The following is a 16,698-nucleotide window of genomic DNA, read 5'->3' on the forward strand; positions in this document are numbered from 1 at the left end:
GTCTCGGTCAAGACCTGAATCGGTTACGAATCGATTACGCTCCGGAGTTTGCCTGGGTGGGTGCGGGGGACCCCTTGCGCGGGGGTGGGGGTGTGGGCTGAACTGACGTACCGTCAGATTCGGTGAGGGTGGTCGGGTTGGTGGGGTTGATATGGGGGGCTTGCGGATGATGGATGCGATCTGGCGCGGCGGCGGGGAGCAGGTGTCCGTTCGGTGGACCGGCCTCGGCCCGGTGGCGCTGGTGGGCGGCCCGGTCTTCACGGTCTCGTGGCAGGGGCGGTCGGTGGATCACGCGATCGGGTGGTTCTGATGGCGGATGCCGCAACCCCGGAGATCGACGCTTTCACGCGCCCGTACTGGGACGCGGCCGCCGAGGGCCACCTGCTGATCCGCCGCTGCGGGGCGTGCGGCCGGGCCCACCACTACCCGCGCGAGTTCTGCCCGTACTGCTGGAGCGAGGACGTCACCTGGGAGCGGGCGAGCGGCCGCGCCACGCTCTACACCTGGTCGGTGATCCACCGCAACGACCTGCCCCCGTTCGGCGCGCGGGTCCCGTACACGGCGGCGGTGGTGGACCTGGCGGAGGGGCCGCGGATGATGACGGAGGTGGTGGGGTGCGGGGCTGCGGCGCTGCGGATCGGGATGGAGCTGGTGGTGGGGTTTCGGGGTGGGGGGGTGGCGGTGCCGGTGTTCCGGGCTGCGTTGGCCCCCACCCCGCCCGTTCCCTGAACCCTCCGGGGGTGGGGGTGGGGTGAGGCGGTTTCCCGGGGGCTGTGCCCCCGGACCCCGTTGAGGGGCCTGCGGCCCCTGCACCCCGCTTCATTCGTCTGCGGACCGTGCTGGGTTGCTCGCGCAGTTCCCCCCGCCCCTGAAGGGGCGGGGCCTGCGGCCCCTTTACGTCCAGGGGAAAGTGACGACCGGCCTCGAAAGGGACTGCGCGTCACGTAGCTCCGCCTCGGTGCAGGGGCGTACCTGGTGGGGCGGCGTGCTCCATTCGGCTCCGCCGCCGGGTGGGCGGAGGTATACGGATCCCTCGTACTCGGCCACGATCTCGCCGACGGCATCCGTGCTCTTGTCCACTGCGAATCGTCTGCTGGTCATGTCGCCTCGCCGTCCCCTAGTAGGTCGTGTGGCGATCATTCCGCCGGGCAGCGACGCTCCACAGGGACGCAATGTCCCAGTCTCAGCACGCTAATGGGCGACACCCAGGAACTCGGCGAGCTTGCGCAGGCCAGGCGGTCGAGAAGACGACTCCCACAGATCGCTGACGATGGCCACCGCGAGCGTGTGGTGTCGCATCCACGCCGGCGCCACCCGCCGCAGCGATTCGAGTGCGCGGACGGCACCCGCGGCGTCTCCCACGTCCGTGTGCGCACGCGCCACGTCCAGCAGGAGCCAGGTGCGCCATGACGGCGGGATGTCCTTACTGAGCCGCATCCCCTTGGCCAGGTTGAGCGCCTCCTCCGGGCGTTCGTGCTGAACGGCGAGGCGGACGCGCTCGATGCGTACCGACGACCGGCTGAAGACCGAGACCAGCTTGCCGTCCGGCGGGGGCGGGAGCGTCGCGAGACGATCGGCTGCCCTCTCCGCCGTCTTCATCATCGTGTCGGCGGTGTCGTAGTCGTCGTTCCTGGCGTAACTGGTCGCCGCCGACATCAGCAGACCGCCCCACACGCGGACCCCTTCAGCGGTGTGGACGTGTTCCCTCTCGACTCCGTCCGCCGCGTACACGGCGAGGTGCTGCGCGTCATCCAGTCGGTTCTGGCGTTGGTAAGCCCATGCGACGGAGTTGGACACCATGGCGGGTAGGAGGGGATCGGCGGACTGCCCGGCGGCTTCCATGGCCCGTTCCAGAGCTGACAGCGCGAGGTCCGACTTGCCCAAACGGATCGCCAGATGTCCACCGAGCTGGAGCGCCTTGCCCAACGCCGCCTGTCCGGCTGCCCTTTGCTCCGGAGTGCCCACAGCAGCTGCGAGACGGGCATCAGCGAGGATCCCCGGCAGTATCTCCATGAGCGGCCCGAACTCGGCATCGTGGTAGAGCGTCCACCCCTCGGTCAGCTCCGACCGCAGAAGGGACGGGGACAGCCGCTCGGCTCCGGCCGGCTCCGGAGGTGGAGCGAAGAGTGGCGGCATGATCGCGCGACGTACGGCGACCAAGGCCGGAGGGTCCGCTTCACCGGTGGAAGGTACGCCGGGTGGATCGCCCAACAGACTGGTGAGTTCGACCCCGAGCCCCTTGGACAGTGCGTGGAGCGTGGGCAGACGGGCGCTGTGCTTGCGCTTCTGTTCCAGCTTGCGCACGACGTCGACGGACACACCGGACCGCTCCGCCAAGCCTTCCTGAGTCAGATCGGCGAGGCGACGCAGACGACTCAGCCGGTCGCCCAAGTGCTCGGAAGCCATGGTCTTACGCTACGCCCGCGCTTCGACCGGAAACACGGGAAGAGCGTCACGACCCCCCTACGGCCACAACAACTCCCGTACCCACCCCGCCCCCTCACGGCGATACCGAAGCCGGACGTGTCGCCGCCGGGCATCCCCTTGGAAGAACTCGACCTCCACGGGGTCCAGGACGTACAGCGTCCAGCTGGGCACGGGAGTGTCCGGCGAGGCCGCCGCCTGTGCCCAAGCGGTTTCCGACGCCGCCGCGAGCTCGTCCAGGGACCCCAGCACCTCGCTCTGGTGCCCGACCAGCGCGGCGGCCAGCGCGCCCGTCGACCGTGCGTGCAGATCGGCTTGGCCGGCGTCGGCGTCCGCCGGTCGCACGGCCCCCCGCACCCGCACCTGGCGCCCCACCGCAGGCCAGTAGAACCCGAGCGCCGCGGCGGGACGGGCCGCCAGCTGACGTCCCTTCGCGCTGCCGGAGTGCGACCCGAACGTAAACCCGGCCGTGTCGGCGCCATGGAGCATCAACGTCCGTACGTCCGGCTGCCCTTCACCGTCCACCGTCGCGAGCGACATCGTGTGCGGCTCGGTCTGCCCGGCGCGGCCCGCATGCATCAGCCACTCCTGGAAGAGCGGCAGGGGCTCGTCGGGCGCGGCCTCCACATCGAACTGCGGCAGCTCGACGTCCCAGACGCGCAGGGTGTGCAGGTACTCCTGGAATTCCATGCGCCGATTGTCACCCGTGGGCCTCAGTCGCCCCGCGCGAGCCACTCCTCCCGCGTCAGCGCGTACTCGACGTCCCCGTGCTCGTCGCCCTCGACGGAGTAGGGCCACTCCTCGAAGTACGTACGGACGTACGTGAGCCCGCACCGCTCCATGACGCGCCGGGAGCGGTCGTTCACGTACATCGTGTTCGCGGTGATGCGGGTGTAGCCCAGCTCGCCGAACCCCTTCTCGATGAGCGCGAGCGCTCCCTCGCGCGCGTACCCCTTGCCCCAGGCCGGTTTCCGCAGCCGGTACCCGAGGTCCGCGTGGTCCGGCGGGGCGTTGAGCCCGGGGCGCAGGCAGTGCCACCCGATGAACTCGCCCGTGTCGCGCAGATGCGTCGCCCAGAACCCCGCGCCCTCCGGCAGCATCCGCCCGAACGACCCGGCCCGGATCTCGTCCCGGGTCATGGGGCGGCCGCCGGTGAGGTACCGCATGACCTCCGGGTCGCTGTCGAGCTCGACGACGAGGTCGAGGTCGGCCTCGGTGTCGGTGAAGGGGCGGAGGGCGAGGCGGTCGGTGGTGAGGAAGGGGGGTGGGGTGGTCATGGGGGCGATTGTGAGGGGGTGGGGGCGCGCAGAGCCACTGGTTAAAACGGGTGTGAGGCGCCCGGGGGCGAGGGGCTCAGCCGCGCCCCAGGACCAGCGTCCCGGACGAGCAGAACCAGCCGCCCGTGCCGGAGGCGACAGCGAGCTCGGGGAGGCTGCCGTCGGCCCTGCGCACCTGACCCGCGCCCGCCTCGCCGCGCAGCTGCCGTACGGCCTCGACGACGAGGAAGAGCCCGCGCATCCCGGGATGGCAGGCGGAGAGCCCGCCCCCGTCGGTGTTGACGGGCAGCGCGCCCTCCCTCAGCAGGCGCCCCTTCTCGACGAACGCGCCCCCCTCCCCCTTCGCGCAGAACCCGAGGTCTTCGAGGGTCACGAGGGTCATGTACGTGAAGGCGTCGTAGATCTCCGCGAGGTCGATGTCCGACGGGCGCACTCCGGCCCGTTCGAAGGCGAGCCGGCCCGAGACGGCGGCCGGGGAGACGGTGAAGTCGTCCCACTCGGACATCGTGGTGTGGGAGACGGCCATGCCCGAACCCAGCACCCGGACGGGATCCTTGGCGGTGTCGCGTACGTACTCCTCCGCCGCGAGCAGCACCGCGCAGCCCCCGTCCGAGCGGATGCAGCAGTGCAGCTTGGTGAACGGGTCCGCGATCATCGGCCCGGACAGGACGTCGTCGACGGTGATCGGGTCGCGGAACATCGCGTCGGGGTTGGTCGCGGCGTTGGCGCGCGCCTGCACGGCGATCTCGGCGAGTTGCTCGACGGTGGTGCCGTACTGGTGCATATGGCGGCGGGCGGCCATCGCGTACTTCGAAATCAAGGTATGGCCATAAGGAACTTCGAATTGCAGGGGTCCACGCCCGCCGAACGATAGATTCGATGTCCTTCGCCCGGCTTTGATGTCGGCGCGTGCGGTCGAGCCGTAGACGAGGAGTACGGCGTTGGCGTGCCCGGCGGCGATGGCGTCCACGGCGTGCGCGGCCATCACCTCCCAGGTGGCGCCACCGACGCCGGTCGAGTCCACCCAGGTCGGCTTCAGCCCCAGATACTCGGCGACTTCGACCGGCGCGAGCGTACCGAGCCCCGCCGACCCGAACCCGTCGACGACGCTCCGGTCGAGCCCGGAGTCGGCGAGTGCCCGGCGGGCGGCTTGGGCGTGCAGGGCGTACGGGGTGGCGTCGTCGACGCGGCCGGTGTCGGAGAGGGCGATGCCGACGATGGCGACGGGGCGGGGGTGTGGGCGGGCGCGCGTGTGGGCTGCTGCCATAGATCTGACGGTACATCAGTTTTGAGCCCCCACCCCGCCCCTTCCCGAAAGTCCTTGGCGTACGGCTTGGTTGGTCGCCTGCGGATCGTGGTGGCTTGCTCGCGCAGTTCCCCGAGCCCCTTGGCGCCTTGGCGGCTCAGCCGAGATACGGCCGGTCCCGGTGCTCCAGATAGTGCGTGAGCCGTAGCCGCTGTGTGTGGTGCATGGGCAGCGCCTCGAAGTCGCTGGGCGATACGTAGCGCAACTCCGTCGACTCGTCCGACACGGCAAGCTCCCCGCCGACCACACGCGCCGTGAAGACGACGGCGAACTGCCGACGAACCTCAGCGACTCCCCCATGTCCATGACCCCACCGGGAAGCGCCCACAAGCCGTTGTCCCGGCGCCGCTGGAGGAGGACGCGCCCCTGGTCGTCCGCGACGACGGCGGAGGCGGCGACGACCAGGCTGTGGGGCTTCGGCGCGTTCGGGTCGTCGTAGTACTCGGTCCGTGCCATGCGGTCACCCTTCCATGGGTCGGCCGGGCTGCCTCCCCGTGCGGCGTCGCGGCTCTCCGTACAGGTGTCGAACTTGACGCAGGCCGGACTGGGCGGCCTCGTAAGGGGAGGGGTGGGTCGACGAAAACTGATGTACCGTCAGATTCGCCGCGTCGACCCCGCCCCCCCGGGAGGAAAGCCGCTCATGGACCCCGACCTCACCCCAGAGCAGCACGAGATCCGCCGCACTCTCCGCACCCTCCTCGCCAAGCGCTGCGGCCCCGACGAGGTCAAGGCCGCCGCCCGGACCGGACCGGGGTACGACCCCGTCCTGTGGCGGCAGCTCGCCAAGGAGCTGGGGCTGCCGGGGCTCGCTATACCCGAGGCGTACGGCGGGGTCGGCTGTGGGCCCGGCGAGCTCGCTCTCGCCTGTGAGGAGACCGGGCGCGCCCTCCTGCCCTCCCCGCTCCTCGCCACCGCCGCCCTCGCCGCCCCCCTCCTCCTCGCCCTCGGCGCCGAGCCGCAGAAGCACGCGTACCTCCCGCCGCTCGCGCGCGGCGAGCTCACCGCGACCCTCGCCGTCCCGGGGCCCGCCCTCCCGCTGGCCCTCGGCCTGACCGGCGACAACGCCGACGGCTCCTGGGCTGGTGGCGGCCGCGCCGGGGGCATCCAGGCCCGGCAGGTGGACAACACCTGGCGGCTGTACGGCGAGGCCGCCCAGGTCCTCGACGCCCATCGCGCCGACCTCCTCCTCGTCCCCGCCCACACCGGCGGCTTCACCCGCAGCCGTGTCCAGCTCTTCCTCGTACGAGGAGACGCCGCCGGGCTGCGCCGAACCCGGCACACCACACTTGATGAGACCCGTGTCCAGGGGACTGTGCAACTCCGGGAGGTGAAGGGTGAGTTGCTGGACGGCGGACTTGCCGAACCCCTCGCCGCCACCGGCCGCACCACCGCCACCACCCTCGCCGCCGAATCCGTCGGCGCCGCCGCGTACGTGCTGGAGCGGACCGTCTCGTACGTGAAGGAGCGCGAGCAGTTCGGGCGGCCCATCGGGTCTTTCCAGGCCGTCAAGCACCGGCTCGCGGACAGGTACGTACAGGTGCAGGCCGCCCGTTCCGCCGCCTACTACGCGGCCTGGGATCCGGACGCCGGGGGGCTCGCGCTCGCGCAGGCGCTGGAGGCGTTGCGGGGGGCCGCCGCCGAGGCGATCCAGTTGCACGGCGGCATCGGGTTCACCTGGGAGCACGAGGCGCACCTGTACTTCAAGCGGGCCGCGGCCGACGAGCTGCTCTTCGGGTCCGTACCGCTGCTGAGGGCCCGTGCCGCCGAGCGGGCCGGTGTGTACGAGCAGGCGGACACCCGATGACCGGCACCCCGCGCGGCGTGCGCCTCGTACAGAAAGTGTCGTCCACGCGCGCGTTCGCGAAAGTGGCGCCCCATGTCGTCCCCGCCTTGGACCGCGCCGTGCACCGGCTCACCCGGGGCCGGGTGCTGCCGAGTGCGCGGATGCTGCCGGGGGTCGTGCTCACCGCGCGCGGGGCCAGGTCGGGGCTCGCGCGGCGGACTCCGCTCGCCTGTATGCCGGAGGGCGCCGGGACCTGGCTGCTCGTCGGGTCCAACTTCGGGCGGCCCGGCCACCCCGCCTGGACCGGCAACCTGCTGGCCCACCCGGACGCCGAGATCAGCTGGAAGGGGCGGGACGTGCCGGTCCGGGCCCGGCTGCTCGCGGGGGAGGAGCGGGCGGCGGCCTGGCGGGCGGCGCTGGCGTTCTGGCCGCCGTACGCCGCGTACCAGGCCCGCGTCGAGCGCGAGATACGGCTCTTCCGGCTGGAGCGGCGGGAAGAGGAGGGGCCGGGGCGCGGGAACGCCGACGGGGCTCACCCGGGTGAACCACCGTCGGCGTGACAGGACTTGAGGGCGCGCGCCCCGGCGGTCACCGCGTCGGCGCTGGACGGCCGACCCGTACGTTCCTCGCGCCGCGCCTACTTCGTCGGCTTCTTGCCCGTGATGCCCAGGTGGACGAGCAGCGCCAGGTTCGGCTTCAGCTCGGCCTGCTTGACGCCCCAGGTCTGGAAGCCCTTCTGGTGCGAGGCGACCGCCGCCAGCATCGCGACGATCGAACCCGCCATCGCCGCCGGACTGACGTCCTTGTCGACCTTGCCCTTGGACTGGAGCTCCTTCACGGCGTCCGTAAGGGAGTTGTTCACGGAGTTGAGGATCTTCATGCGGATCTTGTAGAACCGCTTGTCGCCCTCGGCCGCGCCCAGGTCCACCACCCGGAGGATCGCGTCGTTCTTGCGCCAGAAGTCGAGGAATCCCTCGACCAGTTCCTCCGCCGTCTGCCAGCCGGCCTTGCCGACCCAGGAGCGGCCCTCGACGAGGGCGGTCAACGCGGCGCCCTCCTTGGCCATTTCCTCCGCGATCTCCAGGACGGCGCCCTCGACGTCCGGGAAGTACTGGTAGAAGGTCGCGGGTGAAGTGCCCGCCTTCCGGGCCACGTCGATGACTTTTACGTCCCGGTACGGCGAGGAGCTGAGCATCTCGCTGAGGCAGTCGAGCAGCTTCTGCCGCGTCGCCTGGCCGCGTCGGCCGGCCACGCGGCCGTCGACGGTGCGTACTTGTCCTGTCATGCCGTCAGCTTACCGAGGGGTGATCGGAGCGCGATTCGGCCGACTGCAAATGGGGGCCGGGGGTTGACGGGGGCCGGGAGCACGCACCGGCCCGTTCCCTCGCGCCGCTGTGCGCCCGCGCCGCCCCGGGCCCGGTATCGAGCACCCGTCCGCCACTCGAATGGTGTTATCAACAGCCTGTGGACGCGCTCTGTGGACAACCCGTGCGGGAAAAGGGCGCGGGCGCCTACAGTGGGGGCAAAGAAGAGTATTTGTTCGATTTGCTCCACTGCGGGGTGGGGGCGGGGCCGTTAGCTTCACGGCGTAGAGCTCACCGCGCGGCGGCACCCGCGCGGGGCCACCCCAGGAAGGAACCAGGCGCATGGGCGGATTTCCGGAAGGCGCGCCGTGCTGGGCCGATGTGACGCTGCCCGACCTCGCGGCGGGCAAGCGGTTCTACGGCGCGCTGATGGGCTGGACCTTCGACGACGACGCCGAGGAGAGGTACGGGTACTACACCAACGCCTTCAGCGCCGGAAAGCGCGTCGCCGCCCTCGTCCCCAAGCGGGACGGCCGGATGCCCACCGCCTGGGGCGTCTACTTCGCGACGCCCGACGCCTCGGGCCTCGCCGTGCGGATCAGGGCGGCGGGCGGCCAGCTGGTGAGGGACCCGGTCCAGGTCCCTCCGTACGGGACGATGGCGGTCGCCGCCGACCCCGGTGGCGCGGTCTTCGGCCTCTGGCAGGCCGCCGGGCACACCGGCTTCGAGAAGAGCGGCGAGCCGGGCTCCTTCTGCTGGACCGAGGTGTACGTGCGGGACACGGCCCAGGCCGACCGCTTCTACGAGGCGGTCTTCGGCTTCGGGGGCCGCGACCTGGACGGCACGGACGACGACTTCCGCACCTGGTCGCCCGCGGGCTCCGAGCCGGGACCCGACACCGCCTTCGGCGGCCGCAGCCTGATGGGGGACGCCTTCCCGGCCGAGATGCCCGACCACTTCCTGGTGTACTTCGCGGTGGGGGACTGCGACGCCACGGCCGCGACCTGCGCCGATCTGGGCGGCCGGGTCACCACCAGGCCGTTCGACATGGCCCACGGACGGATGGCGGTCCTCTGTGACGACCAGGGGGCGAGCTTCGCGATCCTCCAGAAGGACTGACCCGGACGCCGGGGAGAAGGGGCGGGGGATGTCCGGATCGGGGTGAGACATCCCGATCCGTGCTCGGGTTGGCCACCGGGCGCCTCCGGCAGGAAGAATCGGGGTGCCGCGTGAGACGCTGCACGGGGCCTTGTTGCGACGCGTTGATACTTAGGGCCCGTACGGGGAGGTGGCAGGCAAGTGGAGCAGCTGACGCAGCACGACCCGAGGCGGATCGGCCCCTTCGAGGTGCTGGGACGGCTCGGTGCCGGCGGCATGGGGCTGGTCTATCTGGCGCGCTCGGCGTCCGGCCGCCGCGTGGCGATCAAGACGGTGCGCACGGAGCTCGCCGAGGACCAGTTGTTCCGGGTCCGCTTCACCCGCGAGGTGGAGGCGGCCCGGGCCGTCAGCGGCTTCTACACGGCGGCCGTGGTCGACGCCGACCCGCGCGCGGCCGTGCCGTGGCTGGCCACCGCGTACGTACCGGCGCCCTCGCTGGAAGAAATAGTGAACGAGTGCGGGCCGCTCCCGGCCCAGGCGGTGCGCTGGCTCGCGGCCGGCATCGCCGAGGCGCTGCAGTCCATCCACGGGGCGGGCCTGGTCCACCGCGACCTCAAGCCGTCCAACGTCCTGGTGGTCGAGGACGGCCCCCGGGTCATCGACTTCGGCATCGCCTCCGGCGTCTCCAACACGCGTCTGACCATGACGAACGTGGCCGTGGGCACGCCCGCGTACATGTCGCCCGAGCAGGCGAAGGACTCGCGCAGCGTGACCGGCGCGAGCGATGTGTTCTCGCTCGGCTCGACGCTGGTCTTCGCGGCGACCGGCCACGCGCCCTTCCACGGCGCCAACCCGGTCGAGACGGTCTTCATGCTGCTGCGCGAGGGCCCGGACGTGACCGGGCTGCCGGACGAGCTGCGGCCGCTCATCGAGTCCTGCATGCAGATGGAGGCCGGGCTCCGGCCCTCGCCCGAGGACCTCCAGGCGCAGCTCGCCCCGCACCTCTTCGGCGGCTCCGACGACAGCGGCACCGCCTCGGCGTGGCTGCCGGACCGCTCGGTGGCGATGATCGAGCAGCGCCGGGGCGGTGGCCGGGCCAAGCCGGTCGCGCAGCCCGTGGACCCCTCGCCGCCGCCGCGCCCGCCCTACCAGCCGCCGCACCCCTCGCTGCCCGAGGCCGTGCCGGACGGGCCCGTCCGGCTGGCCGGGGCGAAGGTGCCGATCGGCCCCGGGCCCCGGGTGATGGACGGGGCGCGCGCGGTGGCCGAGGCCAGCCCCGCCACGGGGTGGGTCCGGTTCCCGGCCGGCGCCCCCCTGGGCAGACCGGACCGGCCCCCGGCGAACGGGGCGCAGACGGCGGCCCCGCCCGTCCCGGCCCCGGCCCCCTCGCCCGAGCCGCCCGGCCGCTGGCGGCCCTGGCGCTTCCGCATGTCGAACGACGTGTGGGGCACCCCGGCCGTCGCGGGCGACCTGCTGTACGTCACCTCCTTCGAGGTGCACGCGCTGGACGTGGGGTCCGGCCGGCGCCAGTTCAAGACGCGGGACGTGGCGTGGGCGATGGCCGTGGAGGCGGGCCGGATCCACGCCTCCGACGGCCCCACGCTGTACGCGCTGGACGCGACGGACGGCCGTGAGCTGTGGCGCCTGCCGACCGACGCCTGGGTCTACGCCCTCAAGGCGGACCGGGGCACCATCGTCACCGCGACCCGGGGCGGCGGGGTGCAGGCCTGGGAGGCCGCGAACGGCGCGAAGCTGTGGGAGATCACCGGCGCCCAGAGCGACTTCGAGACCCCCGAGGCCGGGCCGGTGATCCACGAGGGCACGGTGTACGTGTGGCAGGACGCGCGGCTGCGCGCCCTCGACGCGCGCACCGGCGCCGAGCGCTGGTCGTACCCGGTGGGCGACGCGGCGTCCTGCGGCGGCGTCCCGGTCCGCCTGGCTCCGGCGCCGGACGGGTACGTGTATGTCTCGGCGGGCACCCGGGTCCTCTCCGTCGACATCGCCAGCGGCCATGTCCGCTGGCACTTCGAGGCCCCGGCGGTCTTCCTCTGCCCGCCGACCTTCGCGCCGGGCCCTGCGGTCGCGGGCGGCGGGGTGTACCTGGCGGACTACCTCGGCACGGTGTACGCGCTGGACGCGGCCACCGGCAAGGACCGCTGGCGCATCGCGACCGAGTCCCGCCAGTCCATCGAGCCGGTCCTGGTGGCGGACGGCAACATCCACGTGGGCAGCGGCAACGCGCTGTACACGCTGGACGCGGTCACCTCCACGCCCAAGTGGCGGTTCGCGGCGGGCGCGGAGGTGGTGGGCACGCCGGTGGTGGCCGACGGCCGCATCCACTTCGGCTCGGCCGACCACTGTCTGTACACGCTGGACGCGGCGGGCGGCCAACTCCGCTGGAAGCTGGCCACGGGCGGCGAGATCACGGGCTCGCCCGTGGCCCGCAACGGGGTGGTGTACGCGTGCAGCAAGGACCGGTGCGTGTACGCGCTGGACGCGGTGAAGGGGACGGCGACGTCGGGGGCGCATCGGTAACCCTGGGTGCGGGCCGTGTGTGGCTGGCCCCGTCTCATTCCCCACCCCGCCCCTTCCCGAAAGCCCTGGGCGGGCGGCCGGGTGCTTCGTCTGCAGGCCGAATGGGGCTGGTCGCGCAGTTCCCCGCGCCCCTGAGATCGCCCCTTCGGGGCGCCCCAGGGGATTGCCGCGGAGCGGCATCTTTAGGGGCGCGGGGAACTGCGCGACCAGCCATCCACGGTCTGCAGACGAACGGGGGCCGGGGCGAAGCCCCGGGGAAAACCGCCCCGGGACGGCCGTCGTAGCCGGCACGGAAGGGGCTGGAACGGCGGCCGCCGTTCGCGAGCGCGGGAGGCGGGTCCGGGCTGAGGCGCGGCGGACCAGAACCACCCCGGCTCTCGCTCAAGACGCTACCCCCCACCCCGCCCCCCTGCCAGTGGACGGCAGCGGCGGCTGTGGGAGTACGACGCGGACCCCGAGGAGATCATGTGGCCGCCACCGGACACCCCCAACCCCCACCCACCCCTCCTGTTACGGTGTCGGCGAATTCGCCAGGCTTCGTTACGGGGGGTAGCGCGCGGTGTTCCGTCGACGCATGACGTTCACGGCCGTACTGGCCGGAGTGGTGCTCGCACTGACCGGCTTCTCCGGCCACGGCCACGGCAAGAGCGGCGGCGGCGGCGGTGGCGGCTGCTCCAACTCCCACAAGAGCAACGGCGGTTCCGGCTACCACCACGACGACGACAACTACGGAAGTAGCAGCGGCGGCTCCGGCTCCAACTCCGGCTCGTACACCCCGACCCCGACCCCGTCCCCCTCGGCCACCGCCACGGGGACCGTCGTCACCTGCGTCTCGCCCGCCAAGGGCAAGCGCCCGGCCGTCACCTCCGCGACCGTACGGGTCACCGGCGACCCGCTGGCGACCGGCAGTCACCGCTACCGCCTGGAGGTCGCCTTCTGGAGCTGAGGCAGCAGGCCTCGGCCTACCGGTTCTGCTCGGCCTTCTCCACCTTGCCCTTGAGCGCGGTCAGCAGGCCGCGCAGCAGGTCCACGGTCATGTCGTCGACCAGGTTCGCGTCCGCGTCGAACCGCTCGTGCGCACGGAAGACCTGGACCTCCGGCTTCACCACGACGTCGCTCTCGGTCCACACGAATACCTGACGCAGCGCCAACTGGGCGCGCACGGTGCCGAAGTTGGTCGGCGCCGCACCCATGATCGCGATCGGCTTGTGCCGCAGCGGCAGCCCCTCCTGCTTGGTCCAGTCGGTGCTGACCCAGTCGATCGCGTTCTTCAGCGTGCCCGGGATCGAGTAGTTGAACTCGGGCGTCGCGATCAGTACGCCATCCGCCTCATTGATACGGCGGCGCAGGTCGGCGACGACCGCCGGGCGGTTCTCGGGGGTGTCCAGGTCCATGTCGTACGGGGGGAGGTCGCGCAGGCCTTCGTAGATCTCGATGTCCAGGCCGCCGGGCTGGAACTTCTGGGCGGCCCGCAGCAGGGCGCTGTTGTGCGAGTCGGCGCGCAGGCTGCCCGAGATTCCGAGGATCTTGAAGTCGCTCATTGGTTTCCCTCCCAAGTGTGCGCCCCGGGGCGGGTGTTGCCCCTGCGGCGATGTCGATGACACTAAACCGTTCAGTTCATTCATGCAACTACACCGTGTGGTTTAGTCATCTGAACGGTTCAGTAAGGCATACTGGGCGGGACAGGTGGATGACGGCGGGGGCGGCGGAGGGCGAGGCGATGAGCGAGGACGTGGACGCGTACGGAATCCCGGTGATCCCGGAGGCCGTGAGCGTCTCCCAGGTGAAGCGGCGGGCCATCGAGGAGGCGGCCCTGGCCGAGTTCCTGGCCGGGGGGTACAGCGCGGTGTCGGTCGACACGATCGCCTCGCGCGCGGGGGTGTCCAAGCCGACGGTGTACAAGCACTTCGGCAACAAGGAGCGGCTGTTCCTCGCGGTCATCGGGTCGGTCCTGAACGGGGCGTACGAGGAGCTGGAGCCGCACGGGACCGCGCTCACGCGGGCGGTCGACCTGCGCTCGGCGCTGATCGAGGTGCAGCTCGAGTGGACCTTGATCCAGCTTGATGAGCGGATCGTGCGGTTGCGGCGGCTGGTGATCGGGGAGGTCGACCGGTTTCCGCAGTTGGGGCGGTTGTGGTTTCGGCGTAGCTATGCGGCGATGAATGCGCCGCTGGTGGAGGCGTTTGCCGAGCTTGCTCGGCGGGGGGTGTTGGTGGTGCCGGATGTTGAGCTGGCGGTGAAGCAGCTCGTGGGGACGACGATTTCGATTCCGCAGCTGGCGAAGACGTTCGATCCGGGGTACTCGCCGTCTCGGGACGAGGTGGAGGCGCTCGTGGTGGCGGGGGTGGATGTGTTTCTGGCGCGGTATGGGGTGGGCGGCGGGTGACGCCTCCGGCGGGGATCCCCCACCCCGCCCCTTCCCGAAAGCCCTCTGGCGGGCGGCCGGTTCTTTGGCCGCGGGTCGTCCCCAACTGGTCGCGCAGTTCCCCGCGCCCCTATAGGGGCGCCCCGCAGGGGCGCATTTAGGGGCGCGGGGAACTGCGCGAGCAACCCACCACTCAGCCGCAGACGAATCACCGCACCCTGAACCCCCCACCCCTCCCCCCGAACAACTCCTCCTGCCTCCCCGGCGGCAGATTCCCCAGCGCGATCAGGTGGGGGGCCTGCGCGAAGGACTGGGTCAGGGTGGGGGAGCGGGTCGTCCACAGGGCGCGGACCGTTCCCTGGACCGCGTCCGTGGGGTAGGAGGACAGGATCTCCGCGCAGCGTCTTGCCGCCGCCACCTCGTCCCCCGGCCGCGTGACCTCGCTGACCAGGCCCGTCTCGTACGCCCGGCGTGCCGAGACCCGTTCCGCCGTGCCCATCAGGGCGAGTCGGGCCGCCTCGCCGGGGGGCATCCGGGTGGCCAGGTAGGCGGACTCGTACGCGCTGACCATGCCGTACGTCGTGTGCGGGTCGAAGAACGTCGCGTCCTCGGCGGCGATCACGAACTCCACCTCGCCCAGCAGGTAGAACGCCCCGCCGCACGCCATCCCCCGCACCGCCGCGACCACCGGCTTCCACAGGTCGTTCGCCTTCGGGCCGATGGTGAGGAGGGGGTCGTCCAGGGAGTAGGGAGAGGAGGGTTGCGGCACCTCCGTCGCTCTGTCTATGCCCGTGCAGAATGCCTTTTCGCCCGAGCCCGTCAGCACCACCGCCCGTATCGTCTCGTCGTAGCGGAACTGCCGCCAGACAGCGGACAGTTCCGCCGCCGTCTCCTCGTCTATCGCGTTCAGCTTGTGCGGGCGGTTCAGGCTCACCACCGCCACGCCCGTCTTCTCGTCCCGTACGACCTCCAGCGTCACGGGCGCTCCAGGAGCCAGCGGGGGACCGTCACGCCGTCCGTCTCCGTGAACGCCACCTGCACGCGCGCCCCGATCCGCAGCCGCTCCGGTGCCACCGAGTCCAGGGGCGCGTCCGGGTCGGCGACCACGTTGCCGACCAGGCGGATCAGGGGGTCCTCGGCGAGTTCGACGACGACCGCGTTGTACGGGGCCTGGGCCGCGTACTCGGGCAGGAGCGGGGGGTGGGGGAACACGTACGACCAGATGCGGCCGCGGCCGGACATCCGGCGCCACTCGCTGTCGAAGGATTGGCAGTGCGGGCAGCACGGGCGGGGCGGGAAACGCAGCCGGCCGCAGTCGGGGGCCGCGCAGGCCTGGACGCGCAGTTCGCCCCGCGCGGCGTACTCCCAGAACGGGGCGCCGTCGTCGTCGGTCACCGGGGTCAGCATCTGGACTCCTCAACTCCTCAGCAGAACGGCCGATGTGGGGACTCCCTCGCCCGCCGTCACCAGGCACGTCGCCGCGTCCGGCACCTGTGCCGTGGACGTGCCGCGCAGCTGCTTCACGCCCTCGTTGATGAGGTTGAAGCCGTGGACGTACGCCTCGCTGAGGCCGCCGCCGCCCGTGTTGAGCGGCAGCCGGCCGCCGATCTCCAGGGCGCCGCCCTCGGTGAACGCGGCGCCCTCGCCCCGGCCGCAGAAGCCGTAGCCCTCCAGGGAGAGCGGGACGAGCGGGGTGAACGCGTCGTAGATCTGGGCGACGTCGACGTCCTGGGGGCCGAAGTCGGCCTGTTTCCACAGGTGGCGGGCGGCGGTCCAGGCGGGTCCGGTCAGCGGGTCGTCGTTCCAGTAGTTGACCATGCCGTGGTGCTGGGCGGGCAGGCCCTGGGCGGCGGAGTGCACGTACACCGGCTTGTGGCGGCAGTCGCGGGCGCGCTCGGCGGAGACGATCACGCAGGCCAGCGCGCCGTCCGTCTCCAGGCAGTTGTCGAAGAGGCAGAGCGGCTCGCTGATCCAGCGCGAGGTCATATACATGTCGCGGGTCAGTGGCCGCTCGTACATGATCGCGGCCGGGTTCTGGTTGGCGCGGTTGCGGCAGGCCAGGGCGACGTTGAAGAGGTGATCGCGGGTGGCGCCGTACTCGTGCATATAGCGCCGCGCCAGCATGCCGATCTCGTCGGCGGGCCGCAGCAGCCCGAAGGGGCGCGTCCACTGGGCTGGGGTGGGGAGTTGGACCGTGGTGTTCGTCCAGGGGCGGGGGCCGCTGCCGCGTTTTCTGGAGCGCCAGGCCACTCCCACGTTCGCCTGGCCGGTGGCCACGGCGGCCGCGAGATGGGCGATGGTCGCGCACGAACCGCCGCCGCCGAAGCCGACCTTGCCGAAGAAGGTGACGTCGCCGGCGCCGATGGACTTGGCGACCTCCACCTCGTCGGTCTCCTCCATCGTGTACGAGGCGAAGCCGTCCACCTCGGAGGGGGAGATCCCGGCGTCGTCGAGCGCGGCGAGAATGGCCCGGCAGGCCAGCTTCTTCTCGGAGTCGCCCAGTCGGCGGGCGAACTCCGTCTGTCCTATGCCCGCGATCGCCGTCGCGTCCTTGAGCGTCGACACCCGCCACCTCCGCGATCCCCGTACGCCATTGGCGCTGGATT

At 71.7% G+C, this 16,698-nt stretch carries 17 protein-coding genes and 1 pseudogene; 8 read left to right on the forward strand and 10 right to left on the reverse strand.

Annotated features, from left to right (window positions below; all coding sequences use genetic code 11):
• The first annotated feature begins 166 nt into the window (after positions 1-166).
• Together IE252_RS05555 and IE252_RS05560 are read left to right on the forward strand one after the other, a co-directional pair.
• Complete coding sequence (locus tag IE252_RS05555) at positions 167-310, forward strand: hypothetical protein (RefSeq protein WP_190088150.1); 144 nt, start codon at positions 167-169, stop codon at positions 308-310.
• Positions 310-729 (forward strand): Zn-ribbon domain-containing OB-fold protein, encoded by a 420-nt coding sequence (locus IE252_RS05560; RefSeq protein WP_190088151.1) that lies wholly within the window; start codon positions 310-312, stop codon positions 727-729. The genes IE252_RS05555 and IE252_RS05560 overlap by 1 nt, the downstream gene beginning before the upstream one ends.
• Before the next feature lie 462 nt (positions 730-1,191).
• On the opposite strand, the gene IE252_RS05565 is transcribed toward IE252_RS05560, so the two are convergent.
• From IE252_RS05565 to IE252_RS05585, 5 genes and pseudogenes are all read right to left on the reverse strand, one after another.
• Entirely contained in the window at positions 1,192-2,406 is a 1,215-nt protein-coding gene (locus IE252_RS05565) for a helix-turn-helix domain-containing protein (protein WP_190088152.1), read from the reverse strand.
• A gap of 57 nt (positions 2,407-2,463) precedes the next feature.
• Positions 2,464-3,114: a pyridoxine/pyridoxamine 5'-phosphate oxidase gene (locus tag IE252_RS05570; protein ID WP_190088153.1), complete on the reverse strand. Its 651-nt coding sequence runs from the start codon at positions 3,112-3,114 to the stop codon at positions 2,464-2,466.
• A 23-nt stretch (positions 3,115-3,137) separates the two neighbouring features.
• Positions 3,138-3,701: a GNAT family N-acetyltransferase gene (locus tag IE252_RS05575; protein ID WP_190088154.1), complete on the reverse strand. Its 564-nt coding sequence runs from the start codon at positions 3,699-3,701 to the stop codon at positions 3,138-3,140.
• 76 nt (positions 3,702-3,777) lie between these two features.
• Positions 3,778-4,968, reverse strand: a complete 1,191-nt coding sequence (locus tag IE252_RS05580; RefSeq protein WP_190088155.1) for a thiolase C-terminal domain-containing protein — start codon at positions 4,966-4,968, stop codon at positions 3,778-3,780.
• Positions 4,969-5,104: 136 nt separating this feature from the next.
• Positions 5,105-5,463, reverse strand: a pseudogene (locus tag IE252_RS05585) (NUDIX domain-containing protein).
• A gap of 184 nt (positions 5,464-5,647) precedes the next feature.
• Between IE252_RS05585 and IE252_RS05590 the strand changes: the two are divergent.
• A complete protein-coding gene (locus tag IE252_RS05590; protein ID WP_190088156.1) occupies positions 5,648-6,811 on the forward strand; it encodes an acyl-CoA dehydrogenase family protein in 1,164 nt (387 codons plus the stop codon).
• Positions 6,808-7,350, forward strand: a complete 543-nt coding sequence (locus IE252_RS05595; protein WP_190088157.1) for a nitroreductase family deazaflavin-dependent oxidoreductase — start codon at positions 6,808-6,810, stop codon at positions 7,348-7,350. The genes IE252_RS05590 and IE252_RS05595 overlap by 4 nt, the downstream gene beginning before the upstream one ends.
• 77 nt (positions 7,351-7,427) lie before the next feature.
• On the opposite strand, the gene IE252_RS05600 is transcribed toward IE252_RS05595, so the two are convergent.
• Complete coding sequence (locus tag IE252_RS05600) at positions 7,428-8,075, reverse strand: TetR family transcriptional regulator (protein ID WP_101388803.1); 648 nt, start codon at positions 8,073-8,075, stop codon at positions 7,428-7,430.
• A 361-nt stretch (positions 8,076-8,436) separates the two neighbouring features.
• Between IE252_RS05600 and kbpA the strand changes: the two genes are divergently transcribed.
• The 3 genes from kbpA (at position 8,437) to IE252_RS05615 (ending at position 12,673) form a co-directional block, all read left to right on the forward strand.
• Entirely contained in the window at positions 8,437-9,213 is a 777-nt protein-coding gene (gene kbpA, locus IE252_RS05605; protein WP_190088158.1) for an AfsK-binding protein KbpA, read from the forward strand.
• A gap of 180 nt (positions 9,214-9,393) precedes the next feature.
• Positions 9,394-11,727, forward strand: coding sequence for an outer membrane protein assembly factor BamB family protein (locus IE252_RS05610; protein WP_190088159.1), 2,334 nt, complete (start codon positions 9,394-9,396; stop codon positions 11,725-11,727).
• A 574-nt stretch (positions 11,728-12,301) separates the two neighbouring features.
• Positions 12,302-12,673: a hypothetical protein gene (locus IE252_RS05615; RefSeq protein WP_190088160.1), complete on the forward strand. Its 372-nt coding sequence runs from the start codon at positions 12,302-12,304 to the stop codon at positions 12,671-12,673.
• Positions 12,674-12,689: 16 nt separating this feature from the next.
• Here IE252_RS05615 and IE252_RS05620 read toward each other — a convergent pair whose 3' ends face one another.
• Positions 12,690-13,268, reverse strand: a complete 579-nt coding sequence (locus IE252_RS05620; protein ID WP_190088161.1) for an NADPH-dependent FMN reductase — start codon at positions 13,266-13,268, stop codon at positions 12,690-12,692.
• Between the two features lie 179 nt (positions 13,269-13,447).
• Here IE252_RS05620 and IE252_RS05625 point away from each other — a divergent pair, with 179 nt between their 5' ends.
• Positions 13,448-14,113 (forward strand): TetR/AcrR family transcriptional regulator, encoded by a 666-nt coding sequence (locus IE252_RS05625; RefSeq protein ID WP_229848011.1) that lies wholly within the window; start codon positions 13,448-13,450, stop codon positions 14,111-14,113.
• A gap of 187 nt (positions 14,114-14,300) precedes the next feature.
• On the opposite strand, the gene IE252_RS05630 is transcribed toward IE252_RS05625, so the two are convergent.
• The 3 genes from IE252_RS05630 to IE252_RS05640 are packed head-to-tail and all read right to left on the reverse strand — an operon-like array spanning position 14,301 to position 16,657.
• The gene (locus IE252_RS05630) at positions 14,301-15,071 is read right to left on the reverse strand and encodes an enoyl-CoA hydratase/isomerase family protein (RefSeq protein ID WP_190088163.1); all 771 of its coding nucleotides are present in this window, start codon (positions 15,069-15,071) and stop codon (positions 14,301-14,303) included.
• The gene (locus tag IE252_RS05635) at positions 15,068-15,499 is read right to left on the reverse strand and encodes a Zn-ribbon domain-containing OB-fold protein (RefSeq protein ID WP_190088164.1); all 432 of its coding nucleotides are present in this window, start codon (positions 15,497-15,499) and stop codon (positions 15,068-15,070) included. The genes IE252_RS05630 and IE252_RS05635 overlap by 4 nt, the downstream gene beginning before the upstream one ends.
• Positions 15,500-15,508: 9 nt before the next feature.
• On the reverse strand, positions 15,509-16,657 hold the full coding sequence (locus IE252_RS05640; protein ID WP_190088165.1) for a lipid-transfer protein: 1,149 nt from the start codon (positions 16,655-16,657) through the stop codon (positions 15,509-15,511).
• Between the last annotated feature and the right edge of the window lie 41 nt (positions 16,658-16,698).

It is taken from the genome of Streptomyces melanogenes (assembly GCF_014649795.1).
GTDB lineage: Bacteria > Actinomycetota > Actinomycetes > Streptomycetales > Streptomycetaceae > Streptomyces > Streptomyces noboritoensis.